This window comes from Roseiconus lacunae (genome assembly GCF_008312935.1).
Classification (GTDB): Bacteria; Planctomycetota; Planctomycetia; order Pirellulales; family Pirellulaceae; genus Stieleria; species Stieleria lacunae.
Genome location: NZ_VSZO01000009.1, coordinates 21,478 through 39,637 on the forward strand (window position 1 = coordinate 21,478; position 18,160 = coordinate 39,637).

Below are 18,160 nucleotides of genomic sequence, written 5' to 3' on the forward strand. Positions count from 1 at the left end.
AGCACCTAAACATCACGAGAAAACCTCGGTACCGTCGTAGCTATCGCCCGAGTTCTGACCACAGGCTGTTCGTGCCAAATACGACTTGGCGTAACGGCCTCGTTCGCTGGTTCAAATCCGAGTAGTGGTTCAGCCGCACCGTGTTCCCGTAGACGTGCAGCAAGCGTCCAGGGCGTTTCTCGATCGGCATCGATTTGATTTCGCTGCGATAGTCCCCTAGCGGGACCACGACGGCACTCCACCCCGTTGGCGACTTTGCCGAAGCGGCGACTGGCAGAACCAAAGACAAACTTACGAAGATGACGAACAGGGTGATCAAACGGGCTGTGTATCGCACAACATTGACTCCAAGGCTACATTCAACTGCGACACTCTAGATCAACGTCAGTGCCGAAGTGGGTGAAGACGTTCATTTTTTTAGCAACAAACAGATCTTAGTCATGGCAAAAAAGATTTTGATGATTGTGGGTGACTTCGTGGAAGACTACGAAGCGATGGTTCCCATGCAAATACTGCAAACGATGGGCCATCAAGTCGACACGGTTTGCCCTGATAAAAAGCCCGGCGAATGGGTCGCCACGGCGATCCATGACTTCGAAGGCCACCAGACCTACAGCGAAAAACCTGGACACCGATTTGCGATTACAGCGGACTTCGAATCGGTCAGCGTTTCTGAATACGACGCGTTGGTTTTGCCAGGCGGGCGTGCCCCAGAGTACTTACGATTAAACGATCGCGTGATCGAGATCGTCAAACAGTTCGACGCCGAACAAAAACCGATCGCCGCGATTTGCCATGGGCCGCAAATCCTGGCAGCCGCGGGGGTCTTAGTCGGCAAGCAATGCAGCTGTTATCCGGCTGTCCAATACGAAGTCGCTGCCGGGGGTGGACAATACATCCAGCCTGCCGCTTCGATGGATTCGGCGCACACGCACGGGCACCTAGTGACAGCGCCTGCATGGCCGGCACATCCGGCATGGATGCGTGCGTTCCTGGACGTTCTCGAAGGCTAACCGCCGAACTCTCCGCCGCTTTCGCGATCGCGAACGCTCAATCGCCACCGTTTTTGTGCATAATAGAGAGTGATAGCCGAGACGCGCATGGAATCGCGTCTTTCCCGCACCGCGAAATTCGAGGAGCCGACCACATGCTTACAACATCCTTCCGCCCCCTGGCCCTTTGGTCGATGGCCGCCTGTTTTTCTGTCGCCGTGTCACTAACCGCCTCGACACACGCGCAGGCACAAGAGAAAAAGAAAAACAACCCGATCCCGAAACCACGTAAAGTCGACTTGGCGACCAAAGATGGTGTCGAATTAAGTGGCGTCTATTTCGGATCGAACAAAGGCAAAGAAGCCATTCCGGTGCTGATCATCCACGAATGGCGCGGGCAAAAAGCCCCCTACGGATCACTGTGCATGATGCTGCAGCGAGCCGGCTGCGCCGTTCTCGCGTTTGATTATCGCGGACACGGTGGGTCACGCGAATACACCGATCCACGCACCGGAACGAAGAAGGAATTCAAGATCGAAACGATGCGTCGTAAATCGGTAAACGAGATCGCTCGATTTGATCTCGAAACTGCCAAACAGTTTTTCAAAGATGAGAACAACGAAGAAAACCTCAATCTGAACGCGCTCGTCATCATTGGCATTCGTGAAGGTTGCGTGATCGGCACCAACTGGGCAATGGTCGACTGGCGCTATCCCAGCGTCGGTAGCCGCAAACAGGGCCAAGACGTCAAAGCTCTCGTGATGGTTTCACCCAAGCGTCTCGCCCAAGGCGTTCCGATTGACCAAGCACTGAGCGATCGAAATATCGGACAACTGCCGACGATGGTGATCTACGGACAAGGGTCCAACGAAGAAGACGACGCCAAACGAATCCAGAAACTACTCGAAGCGAATAAACGTCGACTCAGTGGCTCGCGTGAAGCCGAAGGCCTTGAAGTCATGGAAGTCAGCGAACCGCTCGGCGGGCCGGCCCTGATTAGCGGCCAGTCTTCGGTGATTCCGGCAATCGTCAAGTTCATTACCGAGCAGGTAAAGATCAGCGACAACGAAAACCCTTGGATCGAACGTGATTAGTCGATCAGCATTCAAAACTGGGACGCGTCACGGCTTGGGAACGTACCGATAACGGCCGCCATTCTTGGCGGCGATACGCTTCATCCGTGATTCGCCGACTCGGCTGTGGTAGCCGATCGTGTGCACCAAACTGATCGGCCCCTCATCGCCGAACAGGTTGTCCAGGCGATTGATTTCCGACAACATCTCTTCGATCCGCTGCGGGAACTCACCGTCGGAAAGCAAGAAAATCACATCGGGCCTTTGCTCGATCGCAAACGGCAACACTTCATACGGCGCCCGGCCGAGATCCATCTGAATCGACATTGCCCAACGGCGAAGCGCGCGTTTGTTCTCATCGGTCGCATAGACGCTACGAGGTTCGTCGACGCCCGGATCGGCCAGACGCATGTACTCTGGTTCTTCATCAAAGAACACGACATAGAAGCGCTGCGTCGGCTTTAGCAAACTGATCGATCGTAGCAATGCGTCACGGGCCGATTCAAAACCATCCCCCATACTCTTGCTGCTGTCGACCAAATAGATGAAGTGGTTCCCGCCGCCTTCGATGCCGCAAAACTCCATCTGCTCACTGGGATTGCGAGACATGGCCATCGCCATCGCGTCAACGACCGCGGCTTCAGACATCACAGGCACGAACTCTGACGCACTTGGTGCCACTGTCGGGCTCAGGTCGCGAACTTGAATTTCGCCGAGATCCGTTAGCGGTGAATCTACCGGGCTAGCCTCAGGCTCCTCCTCGGAAACCTGTGCCGTCTCAGTCTCCAATTTGACCGACTGAACTTCCGCGACTTCAGATTCGACCATCGCCCCGGCGATCGCCATCTGATCGCCAGGGGTTGAAGTCGAGAACGTGACCGCCGCCAATCCAAGGATCAGCATCGCATGGACGAATAGGCTGACGCCCCAAACGCCTCCACGACGACGTCGACCATGTTGACGCCCGCTCACCGACCGGCGCGTGAGCACGACTGCTGATGCCAAAGCGTTCGACGCTTCGGTTGCCTTGCTGCCTGGTAACGGAACGCCGGACGCTTTGCCGCTGGATTTCACCGAACTGACGCGAGTCGATTTCGCTCGTCGATGGTCACCCGCTTCGGTTCCCCGACGCTCGCGAGATTGCGGTTTTGTCTTCGGCGTGACCGATCCGCCGTGGGTCTGACGAGCACTGGACCGCATCCCAAGAAGTACCGCGACATCATCCCAGTTTGAGATGCGACCGGGCGACTGAGTTTTCGCCTCGGCCGATGGTCCACCTGTCGCAGGAGCACGTTGCCCGATCGAGTCGTCGTTGGCTCGGAAGGCCACAGCGCTGCGGATCGAACGGTTTCGCGGCAGGGCGGGGACTCGCAGCTCGGCTCGCTTCCTCGAATTGGATGCCGAAAGTTGCGATTCCGCTTCCTGTGATCGGGACGAGGCTGATTGACCAGTTGCAACACCACCGGCCGCAACACGACTGGATTGAACCGTTTCGTTGCGAATTCGCGACTCAACTTTCTTTTGGGTCAATGCGACCTGTCGCTCAAGACGTTGAATCCTGATTTCCAAGACCGCCGCTCGGGCATCCAATCGGGCCGCCGCCGCTTCGCTTCGGGTCTGCTCTAGCTCGAGTTGAAGTTCGCGCAAGTGATCAAGATCGGACAAATTGCGATCGGGTCGGCTAGATTCCCGATCCAAATCATCATGTTCTTCCGTCGAATCTTCCGCAGACAATGACATTTCGAACGCGCCAGCCTTCCTTTGGGAGGGAGCAGTCTACGATTGAATTTTCGGTGGCGGAAGTCGCCGGGAGATTGATTGGCACCGGCGAGTTGCCGAAAACCTCGGCGGCTTCCGCCTTCATACCTCCGCAGGCCAACATACCCCGCACTATCGCCGCTCAATCGCGATCGATACAGTACCACAGACGGGGTCCAAGCACAAAACGTGAGTGATTTTTGAGTTCTATTGACGACTCAAAATTCAGACTCGTATACTCCTTGGCTCGACTGAATGCGCAACCATCGCAGCCAAATACGCACGAAGAACTTATGAATACCCGCCAGGAAGAGCTGGAAACCAACATTGTCGCCGACCAGCTCGCAATTTTTTACAAGAAGATCGAGCCCTATTCGAAGCTGATCGCTGCCGCGGTGGTTGCCGTCGTCGTTGCTATGCTGGCGTATGGTTTCTACAGCAGCAGCCAGACGGCGACACGCAGTGACGCGACATTCCAGTTGCTAATGAATAACCCCGAAGTCGCGTCACGTTACCCCGACACGACCGCGGCGGCATGGTCACAGCTGTTCCAAGCCAATCAAAATTTGGCTCAAGGTATTAGTTCTCTGTATCGCGACAAAGCGGAAGCCGAAACGCTTCTGGCCCAGGCAAAAGACGAGTTCATCAACGCCCGTGTTTCGTCGGACGACGAAATTTTGATCTCGCGAGCCAACTATGGGTTGGCACTCGCCCACGAGGCACTTGGTGAAGTCGACGACGCGATGAAAGCGTACGAAGCGGTCGTTTCGGCAAACGAGTCCGAAGAAATGGTCGAAGTCGCAGAGCAGCGAATCGCAACGCTTAAAAGCTCGACCGCAGGTACCTTCCTGACTTGGTTCAATGAACAGGATTTCGCGCCTGCCGATCCTTCGCTACCACCGGAACTGCCCGGATCGACTACGTTGCCTGATCTACCCGACTTGGAACTTCCCGATCTCGACCTCGACAGTGAGCTAAGCAGCGAGTTCGACGCATTACGAGGGGAAGCTTCAGACGCCGAAATGACCGGTGGCATTGAATTACCCGAAGAGCCCACTGCCGAAGAAAAAGGCGACGCCGAATCGACACCAGCCGAAACGTCTTCGACCGAACCGAGTGAAACGACGCCCGAAGACGACGCCTCTAGCGAAGCGGCACCCCCGGCCGAGTCGGAATAGTCGGCTGCACTATTAATGTCCAGCGACGAGAGCGAATCGCAATCCAGTTCCGATGAAGCGGAGCTACATGAACCTCCGGTCACACGCGAATTCACCATTCCTGAATCAGCCGCGGGACAGCGGATCGACCTGTTTTTAACCGCCGCCTGCGATGGCTACAGTCGTAGTCAGATACGGCAGGCGGTTCAAAACGATCAGGCGGAAGTTGATGGCCGTGTCATACGGCCGAGTTTTCGTGTTCGGGTGGGACAACAGGTTCGCTTCCAGCTACCCGAAGAGTTCTCCGATGAAGTGATCCCGGAGAACATTCCTCTCGACTTGCTCTACGAAGACGATGGCTTCGTCGTTGTTAACAAGCCACCCGGAATGGTCGTTCATCCGGCCCGCGGGAACTGGAAAGGCACTTTAACGAGCGCGCTCGCCTATCGATTTCAATCGCTTTCCGATGTTGGCGGACCGACGCGCCCGGGAATTGTTCACCGCCTGGATCGCGACACAAGCGGCGTGATCGTGGTGGCCAAAACCAATGCCGTCCACATGGCCCTGGCCGAACAATGGCACGATCGTTTGGTCGAAAAGGAATACCTGGCAATCACCGTCGGCCGGATCGACCGTGATCGCGATGTCATCGATGCCCCGATCGGACGCCACCCCTACCAACGGGATAAAATGGCGATCCGCGAAAACCACTCGACTTCTAAACCTGCGAGCACTTTTTTTGAGGTCGAAGATCGTATCAGTCGCTTTTCGATCGTCCGAGCGTTCCCTAAGACGGGGCGGACACATCAAATCCGTGTGCATCTTGCACATCTCGGTTGCCCGATCCTCTGCGATCGCCTTTACGCCGGGCATGCGGTCGCCGACGAAGCTTGGCTGGAAGGCAAAGGCAGTGTCGAGGGAAGCCCAGTTGTCTTGACCCGCCAGGCACTTCATGCGCGCCGCCTAAAGCTTCGCCACCCCCAATCCGGTGCGTGGATGACCTTCGAAGCCCCCGTGCCAGACGATTTAGATTCAACAATAAAAACGATCCGTAAGGCATCGCAATCGCGGTGACGGATGACGAGCGGCTACAATAGAACTCGTTGCACCCGATGCGACGTGAGAACCATTTTTCACGACCCACCCACACGTGCCTATGTCGTCCGCAGCCAGCGATTCAAAAACGGAAGTCGGAAGCTATTTCATCTCGAACTACCCTCCCTACAGTCAATGGAAGAAGGGCTCACTTGATGAGGTTCAATCCGCGCTTCACAACCCGCCGCTCGAGTCAACTCCGCTGGGGCTGTACCTGCATATCCCATTTTGCCGGAAGCGATGCAAATTTTGCTACTTCAAGGTCTTTACCGATGTGAAAGCCCCCGAGGTTCAACGTTATGTCGACGCGCTGTGCAATGAAATTTCAATGGTCAGCCAATGTGAAATCATGGGCGACCGTCCGTTTCGATTCGTTTATTTTGGCGGCGGAACTCCCAGTTTCCTGTCACCTAAACAGCTAACCAAGCTGGCAAATCGCCTGCGCGAACACATTACCTGGGATGGCGCCGAAGAGGTGACGTTCGAGTGTGAACCGGGCACCTTGAGCGAAACAAAGGTTAAGACCCTCCGTGAAGAAATGGGCGTGACTCGGTTGAGTCTAGGCGTTGAAAATTTCTCTGACAAAGTACTCGAAGAGAACGGCCGAGCTCACCTATCCAAGCAAGTCTTCCGCGCTTGGGAATGGATCGCCGAAGCGGAATTCCCGAACGTCAACATCGATTTGATCGCTGGAATGGTTGGCGAAACTTGGGACAACTGGAAAGACAACATCCGCCAAGCGATCGAGATGTCGCCGGAAAGCGTTACGATCTACCAGATGGAGTTGCCCTTCAACACCGTCTACAGCAAAGACATGCTGGACAAGTCAAGTGAAAGCCCCGTCGCCGATTGGGCCACCAAACGCGCTTGGGTCGATTACGCTTTCAGCGAATTCATCGACGCCGGCTACAGTGTCAGCAGTGCTTACACGGTCGTCAAAGATCCCAGCAAAGTCAACTTCTCATATCGCGATAACCTTTGGCTAGGTGCAGACCTGTTGGCCACCGGGATTGCGAGTTTCGGGCATGCCAATGGCGTTCACTACCAGAACGTCGCGGATCTGGAACAGTACCTTTCGACCATCGAATCGGGGACCATGCCTCTCGGTCGTGGATTCGTCCCGACGGATCACCAACGATTGATTCGTTCGATGATCTTGCTACTCAAAAAAGGCTACCTCGATCGGAGCTACTTCCAACAAAAGTACGGTGTCGATATCGTCGGTCAGTGGCAATCCGAATGGGACAAGTACGTCGAAGATGGCTGGGCGACGATCAATGAGGATCGCATCGAATTGACTCGCTATGGGCTACTTCGCGTCGATGCGATGTTGCCCTCCTTCTTTGAACCAGAACATCAGAATGTCCGATACACGTAGCCCCGATTCCTTCACCTTCGCGATGGGGGAATTCGATGCCACGTTTCCGCTGGATCGATCCTACGCAAAGAACCATATGTGGGCCCAGCGACGGGACGGTTCGGTGTGGCGTTTCGGCTTGTCGGCCTATGCCGTTCGTTTGTTACAAGATGTGTACTTCCTCGATTGGGAAGTCGATCTCAATGCCCCGATCGCCCATCGCCAAATGATCGGGGCGATCGAAAGCAAAAAAGCCGAAAGCGATCTATACTCGCCGATCGCCGGATCATTGATCGCGATCAACCAAGCCGTGCTTAGCGATCCTGCGCTGATCAATGCGGATACGTACGAAAGCGGTTGGTTAATTGAGATACGATCCGACGATGTCGTTCTAGAGGACGCGCTACCAACTGGTTTACTAACCACGGATGAGTATAAAACCCATCTCGAAGGAGCCTGGGTAATCGCCCAACGCACCATCAAGGGACAGGCGAACAATTAGGCGAACTTGTCGCCCACGGTCATCGCGTCAATACTATTGCGATTGTCTTTATCCGCCATCGCCCCATTGGCGATTCGTGACGATCGATGACACAGCACTCCTCTTCCACACTGACGCGAGCGACACCGACACAGTTCTTGGTCGGCGTCGGACCATCACGTGCCGATCGGCTTGCAAGGATTGGCTTGCGCACTGCCGGGGACTTGTTGTTTTGCTTCCCTCGTGACTATGAATTCCCCGCTCCGCCGGAACGAATTGACCGGATCCGCGAAGGCGAGCCGGTTTCGTTGGTCGGCACCATTACCGATGCCGAGCTGATTTCGCGAAGCCCGGGAAAGAGTGTCTTCGGGGCAATCGTCGAAAACGAAACAGGGGCGGTTCGTTTACTGTTTTTCAATCAACCGTTTCGTGCCGAACAACTAACGATTGATCGACGCGTCATGATCAGTGGCGAAGCAAAACTCAACGGGCTCCGCTTCGAATTTGTCCATCCGAAGGTCACCTACCTGGATGACGACCAAACGATGACGACGCCCCAAATCCTTCCCGTGTATCCGCTTACCGAAGGAGTCAAACAGCTTGAAATGCGGCGGATCGTCGGCGGCATTGTCGATGAACTGGCCTCGCAGTTGAACGAGGTCTTGCCAGAATCGCTGCGAGATCGTGCGACCGATGCTCTGCGAAATTCGGGAATCAATTTACGTCAACCGCTACCGGACATCACAACCGCGATGCGTCAAATCCATTCGCCGGACGATCGTGACCAGCTCCGCGGTGCGCGAACCCGACTGGCGTTTCAGGAATTGCTGGTCATGCAGTTGGCGCTGGCAATTCGTCGCCGACGGCTGACGACCGATCTCCGCTCCTCCGCAATGCCAGTCGATCCGATGCTCGACGCACGCATCACCAATCGATTCCCGTTTAAGCTAACCGACGATCAGGTCGCAGCGATCCGTCAAATCAGCATCGACATGTCGCGGCAATTCCCCATGAACCGTCTTCTCCAGGGCGATGTCGGTAGCGGCAAAACTGTCGTCGCAATCTATGCAATGATGCTCGCCGTCGGCCACGGCAATCAAGCGGTGCTGATGGCGCCAACGGAAGTGCTCGCCCGGCAACATTATCAAACACTACGACAAATCTTGGACGCCAGTCGCGTGCGGATTGGCCTGCTTTGCGGCAGCCTTTCGGCGGGTGAAAAACGACAAACTCTCGCCGACACCGCTTCCGGTAATCTCGATTTGCTCGTCGGAACCCAAGCTCTACTGCACGGTTTGGAATTCAAACGCTTAGGACTCTGTGTGATCGATGAACAGCATAAGTTTGGGGTCGGTCAGCGAGTCCGGCTTCGTGGCGGTGGCGTCGATCCGCACTACTTAGTGATGAGTGCGACGCCGATCCCGCGTTCAGTCGCGATGACGATCTTCGGCGATACGGACCTGACGACAATCAAAGAAAAACCGCCCGGACGCGGTGCGGTGAAAACCTACCTGGGGCGTGACGAATGGCGCAAACGTTGGTGGGATTTCGTGCGAACTCAACTAAAGGAAGGCAGACAAGCATTCGTCGTCGCGCCGCGTGTCACCGCTTCGAAGGAACCTTCTTCGGCCGAAGATGCTTCGTCCGAAGATATTTCTTCTGTCGAATCGATCTATCAACAGCTCCGGGCCGACCAGTTCAGTGAATTCACTGTCGGCCTGCTGCACGGACGACTTTCTCCTGACGAAAAACAATCCCTCATGCAACAGTTCGCGGAGGGTGAAATCGACGTCCTCGTCACGACGACGGTCATCGAAGTTGGAATCGATGTTCCCAATGCAACCGTGATGACCATCATGGGTGCCGAACGCTTCGGTTTGGCACAACTGCACCAGCTTCGCGGACGGGTCTCACGAGGTAGCCATACCGGACACGTCTGCGTTTTTACCGATGGAAACCAATCCCCAGAAGAATACGAACGCTTGACCGTCTTTGAATCAACCGATGATGGTTTCGAGCTTGCCGAAGCTGACTTCAAAATGCGTGGACCCGGCGACGTTTTTAGCGCCAAACAAAGCGGGATGCCGCCGATGCGGATCGCCAACGTGATCGAAGATCTTGATGTTTTACAAGTCGCCCGTATGATCGCTCAAGAACTGGTGGACGAAGATCCGGAGCTCGACAACCCCGATCTTGAGGGCCTAAAGAAACAGCTCATGAGCCGCTATGGCAGACAGCTCGAACTCGGCGACGTCGCTTGAAACTTGCGATGGGGTATCGCTGGAAGTGATCGGTTGAGGCCATTAGGCTGAACTTCACAGTGCATGGGATCTGATGCCGAATTTGGAAGCACCGAATCCCCCCACCGGCAATTTCGGAATTCCGCGGACTTAGATCTCGCAGCACGCTCACTCTAAAACAAACCAAATCAGGACGTGCTCACCATGTCCGTTGGCGATTCAAAAACCAGCCGAATGGGGTTAGCCATGGTCGCTTTGCGTTGACCGAGACGAACTCCCATCGGCTGCTGAATCACACCTGAATTTTTATCGGACCGACGGGTTAGCCTTGAGCGATACGCTCGGCAACGCGATCGAGAAGTTCTTTTGTCTTCTTGATCCCTTCATACTCCGACACTTTACCGCCTTCGTATTCGATCCCGACGTAACCGTGGTAACCGTGGGCCAGGACGATGCCCATCATCTTGAAAAAGTCCGTATGAACTTCGTTGCCCTTTTCGTCAAAGTCATGGGCTTTGGCGCTCACCGCTTTCGCGAACGGCATCAATTCTTCGACGCCTTTGTAGCGATCATACTCTTCCGGGTCTTTTCCGCGACGGATGTAGAAGTTACCGAAGTCGGGAAGCGTTCCACAGTTGTCCATCTCCGTTTTGGCAATCGTCCCGGCCAACCAGGCGCCGTTGCTGCTCAATCCGCCATGATTTTCCACGATGACATTCAAACCGTGTGGCTTGGCATATTCGCTCAGCTTGCGAAGTCCGTCCGACGCAAGCTTCATTTGTTCTTCGTAGCTTCCACGGCTTTGAGCGTTGACGCGGATCGAATGGCAGCCCAAGAACTTAGCGGCGTCGACCCACTTGTGATGGTTCTTGACGGCTTGTTCGCGTTTGTCCGTGTCGGGATCACCGAGAGCCCCTTCACCATCACACATGATTAGCAAACTCTTGACGCCCTGGTCTTCGCAACGTTGCTTCAGTTCGGTCAGATACTTTTCGTCGTGCGCTTTGTCTTTGAAAAACTGATTGACGTACTCAATCGCGTCGATGCCGAATTCTTCTTTAGAGACCCGCGGGAAGTCCAAGTTGGTCAGCCCCTTGCTTTCGTCCCGCAAGGTTCGGTGCAACGACCACTCGGCGAGCGAGATTTTAAAGGGCGGGGTAACCTTGAGGGCATCCGCGGCGAATGAAAACTTGCTGGAAAGTCCGGTCGCCGCCGCAGCGGCTGCACCGTAGGCGAGGAATTGTCGTCGATTGGTCATGGTGAACTATCGATTGAAGAGGGGTGGGGACAGATGTCAATTCGTAGGATCTGAATCGGTAAACGGGCTGGCAAAGTTCGACGATCATGCGACATCGACGCCCAGAAACCAATTGCGTAACCGATTATTCTACTCGAATCGGTAGCCCACTCCGTAGACCGTGTGAATGATTTTTGGGTGTTTCGGGTCACGCTCGATTCGCTTGCGTAATTGGCTGATCGTTTGATCAATCGTCCGGCTGTTGGGAAGATGGTCATCCTCCCACGCCAGCTGAAACAGTTCGCGTCGGGTAATCACCTCCCCCGGTTTTGCGGCAAGCGTTTGCAGAATCAGCACCTCACGTCGTGTCAGTGTCACCGTGTCGTCTTGCCGCCGGGCACGCAGTTCTTTCGGCAAGACCTCAAGATCGCCCATGCGAAATGGTTCGTCCGTAAACTCCGTTTGGCAATTTGTATCCGCCGAAACAAAACTTCGTCTGGCAACCGCGCGAATCCGGGCAACCACTTCTTTGGTACCGAACGGTTTGACGATGTAGTCATCTCCCCCCAGTTCTAGTCCGACGACTTTGTCGATCTCCTCAGCCTTTGCAGTGATAAACAGAATCGGCATCGTCGGTGACTTTTGACGAAAATATTTACACACGTCATAACCGCTCATGCCCGGCATCATCACGTCCAAGCATGCCATGTCTGGCATGTCGCGATCAAACATCGCCTTTGCGTTCAGTCCGTCCGCGGCTTCGATCACCTCGTAACCTTCGGCGGCAAGCACTTCGGCCAAAGCTTTTCGTGTGTGCCGATCGTCTTCGGCAATCAAGATACGATGTGTCATCCCCCAATCCCCTCGACTAAACGGGTCCCGTGGCTAACAACAAACGGAATCCCGCCCCACCGAGACGCCGCACGTCCTTGGAGGAAGAATTCAACAATACCAGTTCGCCGCCATGTCGTTCGGCGGCCCGTTGCGCGATCGTTAAACCGATGCCTGTGCCGCTGGGAGCACTGATCGAATCATCGATTCGCGCGAATGGGCGGAAAATTCGCTTGGCATACCGCCTCGCAATGCCGGGCCCGTTATCGATGACCGTCACGGCAACGAAAGTCTGGCCGGGCTTGTCACCACAAGATGATTCAAGTCGACAATGAATCTCACAACGTCCCGCGTGGTCGCTATCGTTGTCAGCCCCGGTTTGTCGGGGCACATACTTTTCGACGTTGCTTAGCAAATTTACCAAGATCAGCTCAAACACGTCCGGATCAATTTGAACAGTTTGCTCGATCAAACACTGGACTTCCAACTCGATACCGGCGCCCGCGAAACTGGGCGCAAACTGCTGCGCAATCTGGTCGACCAATTCGCAAACCCGACACTCTTGGTAACGAACGCCACTACGTTTGCCACTGGGGCGAATCATTTCCAAAACGCCTGAGACCAATCGCTGAAGACGTCGACTTTCATAATCGATCACTTGGAGCCGTTCAATAAGCGTCTGCTGTTGGGGACTTTTGTCGAGTCTTTCTAAGTCGAGTTCCGCCAATTCCGTATAGAGCCGAATGTTCGTCAGCGGGGTTCGCAATTCATGCGACACTTGGCCGGCAAAATTCACTCGGCTACGCGCGTCGGCAATCTGTCGCCGGACCGATGACAATACATACACGCCCACCGAACAGACCAACAATCCGATCCCCCCCAGGGAAAAATACAGCGGCAGCAAACTCGAAACCGGCGTCAGCGATTCGCCGACGTGGACCTGCAGTTGCCAGCTTGCCAACGGTTCGCTCAGTACATGAACCGCAAGTGCGGGTTGCTCAAACGCCGCGCGATCGCCCCATCGATAGACGACCTGCTTGGCCTCATCGACCAATTGAATGCTACCGATGGTCGCACCATTTAATGGTTCACTGGTCGTCAGATCGGTTCGTCGTTGCGTTTGACCAGACAGCGCGGCAACGTCGTCTGGCAAAACTGCAATCAAGTCTGCCAGCCAACGACTGCGATCGAGCAAAATCCCGGCAAAGCGTCCGCCGGGGAGCGCGACCCAGTACAACACCTGCGCGCCATCGCCCATGTACCATCGCTGCCAACCACTCGGCGGATTGACCTCGCTGAACTGACTGTCGCCTCCAAAGGCTCTAGGCTCCTCGCCTTTCGAAAACCCTTGTTGACCGATCTCAGGGGGCGCCACTCCTTTGACCGCCATTACCGTTCGACCAGAAGTCCTATTGGCGTGTTGCAATGGAGGTCGACTGTCGATGATGCCCGAAAGCGATGCAGCGATCTCTGCCCCATCACGACCGTTCAGGTCGATGTTGGTCGGGAATACCAATTGTCCCTCACGACCGATGACGATTCCTTGACGAACAATCGGATGATTACGCCGCATCTCCTGCAGCGTTTCGATTACATCGCTTGACTCGTTAAGCCGATCGTCGAAATCATCGGCATACGCTTCGAACACGCCAATCACTTCGTCGTTGGCGGCAAAAAGCTGCGTTGACAACAGCTTCGCGAGTGCATCTTTCGCCGCCTGTTCACCTTGCCTCGCCGCGTTCGCACTTAACCAACCGAGCATCACCAGTGGTGTGATGACTAGAAGTAGCAGGGCGACGAAAAGCTGACGTGGCATAAAGTGATCGGCGGCGTAAAACGAGGTAGTCGGCTACGGTTTGTCCGCAGACGGTGCTTCGACGCGATAGTCTTGCTGAGCCGCATTTCGACTCTGCTCGAAAATCATCATCTTACGCGATCGATTCCAGTTCGCGGGACTTTCGATAGTCTGTGACTGAGCTCGATTCAAATTAGCGTTGCGTTTAATTTCTTTGGCAAGCGGTTCGGCCAGTGAAGCTCCGTATTGATCATCGAGTTGTTCCAGTTCGGCACAATTCCTCAGCAACAATTCCTTGGCTTCTTCGATTTTTCCTTGGTCACGCAACAATGTCGCACGGACGTTCGCGTCGTTTGCCAACTGAATCGCGCACTGTGCGAGCGTTTCGGTATCACGATACTTTTCGACCATTTTGGCATCGCTGGAAAAGCGAACTTGAACGCTGCTGGACAATGAGTCCTTTGTTTCGCTCACCATATTTCGATAACTCACCTCAACGGTCGCCAATGGCATTTCGCTACCATCTTTTCCGGTTGGTACTTCGACTTCGACGATGAAGTAACGTTGTTGACGGGCGTAAAGCTGGGTCAGTGGAATATAGATGTCCTGTCCGCTGATGTCAGCTTCATGATTCAAGACACGGATCGGGCGCACTCCTTCACCGATGGTCGTGTGGATTTCGAAATCACTGGCGACGACGCTTAGCAGGTCGTTAAATTCTTGCTGAAAGACAGCGACCAAATCATCTGCCTGCTCGACAAACATGTGGTTCCCACTCCCTGCCGAAGCCAAACGGCTCATCAGGTCTTCGTTGTACCCCAGCCCTAGGCCTAGCGTACTGACGCTGATCCCCTCTTTGACGAGCGACGTTCCTAGTCGCTCTAATTCGCGCGGACTTTTCGGACCGACATTGGCTTTTCCGTCGCTTAATAAAATCACACGGTTGACGTAGTCTTCGTCCAGAAACTTTCGCACTTCGGCCGCCCCTTTGCTGACACCGGCGAAGAGAGCCGTGCTCCCTTGGGCGCGAATGGATTGGATTTTTTCGATGATCGCTTCGCGGTCGGACGCTTTGGTCGCCGGTACCAACACGGAAGCGGAATCGGCATACAGGACGACCGACACAATATCATCATCACGAAGACGTTGGACGGCGGCGATCGCGGCACGACGTGCCTGCTCGATCTTAGCTCCGTTCATCGAGCCACTTTGGTCGATGACGATGGCAGTATTCACCGACGGTCGCCGCTGCGACTTGGGAAGATCAAACCCTGTCAGTGATATCCGCAAGTGATTGATTTGGTTCTTTTTCCCTGAAAGCATCGTCGGGTTCGCGACACCAACATCGAGTTGCACTTGCGACGAGGTCTCCCCGGAACCCGCATTGACGGTATGGACAGGAAACACCGCGGTCGCCGCAAACACTCCGACCAGAAGCACTATCGCAAGCGAAACGAAACCCGGCACAAACTTTGTCCAAGAGACTGCATGCCTCGAGGGCGCAGCACCGGTTGACTGAAACAGGGCACCCATTGTTCAACTCCATCGATTGGCCGATTACTGGACCGCGGATCAATCGTCACCAACACTGGTCACCCGCCGCAGCCGAGGAATGGAAGTCACTCCTCATTCCAATAAACCATGAGATGCCTTTTTCATGGTCGGAATCGCTTCAAAACAATGTAAAAGAATTGTCAGGGCAAAATTCACTCGGGTTTCTGATCAGGATCTAGCGTTTTTTGCGACCGAAGAACCCAGACTTCTTCGGTTTATCCGCAGGTACTGAAGCTTTTTCGTCTTTGTTGGTGACGATCAACGGGACATCCAGTTTCGATGACGTTTCCTTTTCATCGCCGGCAGAAAGTGCGGCCAACATGGCCAAGTCATTCGCATCAGCTTTCGTCGAAGGTGTTTCGGTCCCCACATCGATCTGAGGCTTTTCGCGAACCACCTGAACTTTGCTCGATTCGTTTTCGACCCGCAGTTGTAAATCCGCGGCCCCGACTTTCGCCGCGTTCTCATCTGCAGGCAAGCCGGTGTCAATTTTTAGATCGCTCGCTCGATGAGTCTTTCGTGTGGCGACGATCGGTTCCATCTCCACAGAAGCAGCGGTCGCAGTTCGATCAGTACCGCTCGGTTGACTTGACTGATCCTCCAACCCCGCATTCTCTGTCGCAGCTTTCGCTTCCGACTTCATCAATGCTGCCGGGGCGAGCAAACTGTCAGGAATCGACGGTGTCGAATGCGCCGTCGATCGATCAGGGGTAAGTTCCTGCAGTTCAGAAAAGTCAGGAAAGCTATCTCCCGAATCACTCATCTCGCCCGATGAATCAGCGGCCTGTTCGGAAGCTTCCCCCGTCGCCGGCTCTGCCCAAGACTCTGTCGTTTGTCGTTGTTCGGCCTTTGTCGACTCGGTCGACTCGGTATCTTGGCCAGATGGGACGTCGATGGCATCGAGTCTTTCTCCGAGAGCGGCCAACATCGCATCACTCACCCCTTCGTGCAAACGTTCAGACCAAAACGCCATTTGATCATCCGTCAATCCGGCGGCGCGGTCGAGCGTCATTGTGATCTTGCGATCTATCTCAGGAAGTGATGCCTGGACGGTCAATCGCCCGTCACGAGCGTAATCAAAGCGAACATCTACGTTCGTTCCCTTGGGTGTTCCACGTGGCAGATCGTCGACGACACAGCGCCCGATTCGAGTGGCGTTGGTACCGCGATCATCGCCGCCTTCGACGATTTCGATTTTGACGTTTGCTTGGTTATCCGAATGAGTTCGAAAGCGGACCATTTTCCGTGCCGGCAGATGGCTGTTCCGTGGAATCATGATCTTTCGACGAGGCTGACCGGTTTTCGGATCGACCGCTAAGATTCCCAGGTCATGCGAGTTGACGTTGCTAACTGAAATACCACTCTGGTCGTCTGTTCCCGCCATCAGCATGCCGGCATAGAGTGCGGCGCCATGACAAACCGCTTCATCCGGTGAAAGCGATCGATCGAGTTCCATCCCACTCAGGCGTTCGAGTTCGCGGCGGATCATTGGCATGCGAGTCGACCCACCGACGAGGATCAACCGCGTCAGATCCGGCCATGCGACACCGGCATCATCGAGCACCAACTGGACCGTCATCAACGTTCGCTCCACCAAGTCATCACATCGTTGGGAAAACTCTTCTTGTGATAACTCCGTCCGCAAACGCTTTCCGTCGTGGGCAAACGCAACGGTGACAGACTCGCGTTGTGTCAACGCATGTTTCGTTTGGTTGGCTTTCCGCAGCAACTCTTGCTCGGCCTGCGGATCTTCCCTCGGGTCGACACCATGTTCCTTCAGAAACGCCTCGGCAATAAAATCGACCACGCGTTTGTCCCAATCGATACCGCCCAAATAGACATCACCGGCGGTCGCGATTGTATTGAAGTTACCGTTTTCGATCTTCATCACTGTCACGTCGAAGGTTCCACCACCGAGGTCATAGACCAAGACGGTTTCGGGATTTCGACTGGCACCGTCAGGCGACAAGAATCCTTGCTGCACGCCATAAGTGATCGCCGCCGCGGTGGGTTCGTTGATGATGTCCAGGACATCCAGGCCGGCCAATCGACCGGCATCCTGAGTCGCCTTCCGACACGGCTCGTTAAAGAATGCGGGGACGGTGATCACCGCTTTTTCGATCTCGCCAAGCTTTAGTTCAGCGTCGGCTTTTAATTTCCGCAGGATCAACGCCTCGATGACTTCGGCGGGCAGATGCTTTCCACGAATTTGTTTTTCGTACGAAGCTTCCCCGACATCACGCTTCGCATACAACGCCAAGCGATCCGGTTCCAAAAGTCCAGCTTCGACCGCTTCGATTCCCACGATCGGTCGATTGTGATCGAAGAACACCGCGCTCGGCGTTGTCAGGTCTCCTTCTGAATTGCGGATCGTTTCCGGCTTTCCGGAAGCATCGAGAAACGCAACTGCTGAGAACGTGGTGCCAAGGTCAATCCCCACGGCGGGCTGGCGAGATGAATCAGACATCGAAGAAAAGTCTTGGGCGAGATTATTGGGAGAAGACGTAGTCCTAGTTTACCTCTTGGGACCGTTTTTAAACGTCGATTGCCCCCGCTTTGTACCCATCGGACACGCGTATGATGGGGTTCT

At 54.8% G+C, this 18,160-nt stretch carries 14 protein-coding genes; 7 read left to right on the top strand and 7 right to left on the bottom strand.

Translation table 11 applies throughout. The features are described 5' to 3' along the window. Positions 1 to 40: 40 nt before the first annotated feature. Positions 41 to 337, bottom strand: coding sequence for a hypothetical protein (locus FYC48_RS12815; protein ID WP_235034229.1), 297 nt, complete (start codon positions 335 to 337; stop codon positions 41 to 43). Between the two features lie 103 nt (positions 338 to 440). On the opposite strand from FYC48_RS12815, the gene FYC48_RS12820 reads away from it, so the two are divergent. Both FYC48_RS12820 and FYC48_RS12825 read left to right on the top strand, forming a co-directional pair. Beyond that, the gene (locus FYC48_RS12820) at positions 441 to 1,013 is read left to right on the top strand and encodes a DJ-1/PfpI family protein (RefSeq protein WP_149497117.1); all 573 of its coding nucleotides are present in this window, start codon (positions 441 to 443) and stop codon (positions 1,011 to 1,013) included. 134 nt (positions 1,014 to 1,147) lie between these two features. Continuing rightward, positions 1,148 to 2,086 (top strand): alpha/beta hydrolase, encoded by a 939-nt coding sequence (locus FYC48_RS12825; RefSeq protein ID WP_149497118.1) that lies wholly within the window; start codon positions 1,148 to 1,150, stop codon positions 2,084 to 2,086. A gap of 27 nt (positions 2,087 to 2,113) precedes the next feature. Here FYC48_RS12825 and FYC48_RS12830 read toward each other — a convergent pair whose 3' ends face one another. Continuing rightward, positions 2,114 to 3,805: a vWA domain-containing protein gene (locus tag FYC48_RS12830; RefSeq protein ID WP_149497119.1), complete on the bottom strand. Its 1,692-nt coding sequence runs from the start codon at positions 3,803 to 3,805 to the stop codon at positions 2,114 to 2,116. A gap of 311 nt (positions 3,806 to 4,116) precedes the next feature. Here FYC48_RS12830 and FYC48_RS12835 point away from each other — a divergent pair, with 311 nt between their 5' ends. The 5 genes from FYC48_RS12835 (at position 4,117) to recG (ending at position 10,174) form a co-directional block, all read left to right on the top strand. Then, on the top strand, positions 4,117 to 5,001 hold the full coding sequence (locus FYC48_RS12835; RefSeq protein ID WP_149497120.1) for a YfgM family protein: 885 nt from the start codon (positions 4,117 to 4,119) through the stop codon (positions 4,999 to 5,001). A gap of 15 nt (positions 5,002 to 5,016) precedes the next feature. Next, positions 5,017 to 6,054, top strand: coding sequence for an RluA family pseudouridine synthase (locus FYC48_RS12840; protein ID WP_149497121.1), 1,038 nt, complete (start codon positions 5,017 to 5,019; stop codon positions 6,052 to 6,054). Between the two features lie 82 nt (positions 6,055 to 6,136). Continuing rightward, entirely contained in the window at positions 6,137 to 7,453 is a 1,317-nt protein-coding gene (locus tag FYC48_RS12845) for a coproporphyrinogen-III oxidase family protein (protein ID WP_149497122.1), read from the top strand. Next, positions 7,437 to 7,934 carry a glycine cleavage system protein H gene (locus FYC48_RS12850; RefSeq protein WP_149497123.1) on the top strand — a complete coding sequence of 166 codons (498 nt, stop codon included), beginning with the start codon at positions 7,437 to 7,439 and terminating at the stop codon, positions 7,932 to 7,934. Before FYC48_RS12845 ends, FYC48_RS12850 begins: the two co-directional genes overlap by 17 nt. A gap of 86 nt (positions 7,935 to 8,020) precedes the next feature. Continuing rightward, entirely contained in the window at positions 8,021 to 10,174 is a 2,154-nt protein-coding gene (gene recG / locus FYC48_RS12855) for an ATP-dependent DNA helicase RecG (protein ID WP_149497124.1), read from the top strand. A 301-nt stretch (positions 10,175 to 10,475) separates the two neighbouring features. Here the strand turns inward: recG and FYC48_RS12860 are convergent, their stop codons facing one another. The 5 genes from FYC48_RS12860 to FYC48_RS12880 form a co-directional block, all read right to left on the bottom strand. Continuing rightward, positions 10,476 to 11,411, bottom strand: coding sequence for a sugar phosphate isomerase/epimerase family protein (locus FYC48_RS12860; RefSeq protein WP_149497125.1), 936 nt, complete (start codon positions 11,409 to 11,411; stop codon positions 10,476 to 10,478). Positions 11,412 to 11,540: 129 nt separating this feature from the next. Continuing rightward, positions 11,541 to 12,242, bottom strand: coding sequence for a response regulator transcription factor (locus FYC48_RS12865; protein ID WP_149497126.1), 702 nt, complete (start codon positions 12,240 to 12,242; stop codon positions 11,541 to 11,543). 16 nt (positions 12,243 to 12,258) lie between these two features. Continuing rightward, the gene (locus FYC48_RS12870; protein ID WP_149497127.1) at positions 12,259 to 14,037 is read right to left on the bottom strand and encodes a sensor histidine kinase; all 1,779 of its coding nucleotides are present in this window, start codon (positions 14,035 to 14,037) and stop codon (positions 12,259 to 12,261) included. Between the two features lie 33 nt (positions 14,038 to 14,070). Then, positions 14,071 to 15,549, bottom strand: coding sequence for a vWA domain-containing protein (locus FYC48_RS12875; protein ID WP_149497128.1), 1,479 nt, complete (start codon positions 15,547 to 15,549; stop codon positions 14,071 to 14,073). Between the two features lie 196 nt (positions 15,550 to 15,745). Next, complete coding sequence (locus FYC48_RS12880) at positions 15,746 to 18,037, bottom strand: Hsp70 family protein (RefSeq protein ID WP_149497129.1); 2,292 nt, start codon at positions 18,035 to 18,037, stop codon at positions 15,746 to 15,748. Between the last annotated feature and the right edge of the window lie 123 nt (positions 18,038 to 18,160).

Coding starts and splice junctions, on each gene's coding strand:
- FYC48_RS12880 (WP_149497129.1), bottom strand. CDS start 18,037: ATGTCTGATTCATCTCGCCAGCCCGCCGTGGGGATTGACCTTGGCACC.
- FYC48_RS12840 (WP_149497121.1), top strand. CDS start 5,017: ATGTCCAGCGACGAGAGCGAATCGCAATCCAGTTCCGATGAAGCGGAG.
- FYC48_RS12845 (WP_149497122.1), top strand. CDS start 6,137: ATGTCGTCCGCAGCCAGCGATTCAAAAACGGAAGTCGGAAGCTATTTC.
- recG (WP_149497124.1), top strand. CDS start 8,021: ATGACACAGCACTCCTCTTCCACACTGACGCGAGCGACACCGACACAG.
- FYC48_RS12875 (WP_149497128.1), bottom strand. CDS start 15,549: ATGGGTGCCCTGTTTCAGTCAACCGGTGCTGCGCCCTCGAGGCATGCA.
- FYC48_RS12835 (WP_149497120.1), top strand. CDS start 4,117: ATGAATACCCGCCAGGAAGAGCTGGAAACCAACATTGTCGCCGACCAG.
- FYC48_RS12825 (WP_149497118.1), top strand. CDS start 1,148: ATGCTTACAACATCCTTCCGCCCCCTGGCCCTTTGGTCGATGGCCGCC.
- FYC48_RS12870 (WP_149497127.1), bottom strand. CDS start 14,037: ATGCCACGTCAGCTTTTCGTCGCCCTGCTACTTCTAGTCATCACACCA.
- FYC48_RS12830 (WP_149497119.1), bottom strand. CDS start 3,805: ATGTCATTGTCTGCGGAAGATTCGACGGAAGAACATGATGATTTGGAT.
- FYC48_RS12865 (WP_149497126.1), bottom strand. CDS start 12,242: ATGACACATCGTATCTTGATTGCCGAAGACGATCGGCACACACGAAAA.
- FYC48_RS12820 (WP_149497117.1), top strand. CDS start 441: ATGGCAAAAAAGATTTTGATGATTGTGGGTGACTTCGTGGAAGACTAC.
- FYC48_RS12850 (WP_149497123.1), top strand. CDS start 7,437: ATGTCCGATACACGTAGCCCCGATTCCTTCACCTTCGCGATGGGGGAA.
- FYC48_RS12860 (WP_149497125.1), bottom strand. CDS start 11,411: ATGACCAATCGACGACAATTCCTCGCCTACGGTGCAGCCGCTGCGGCG.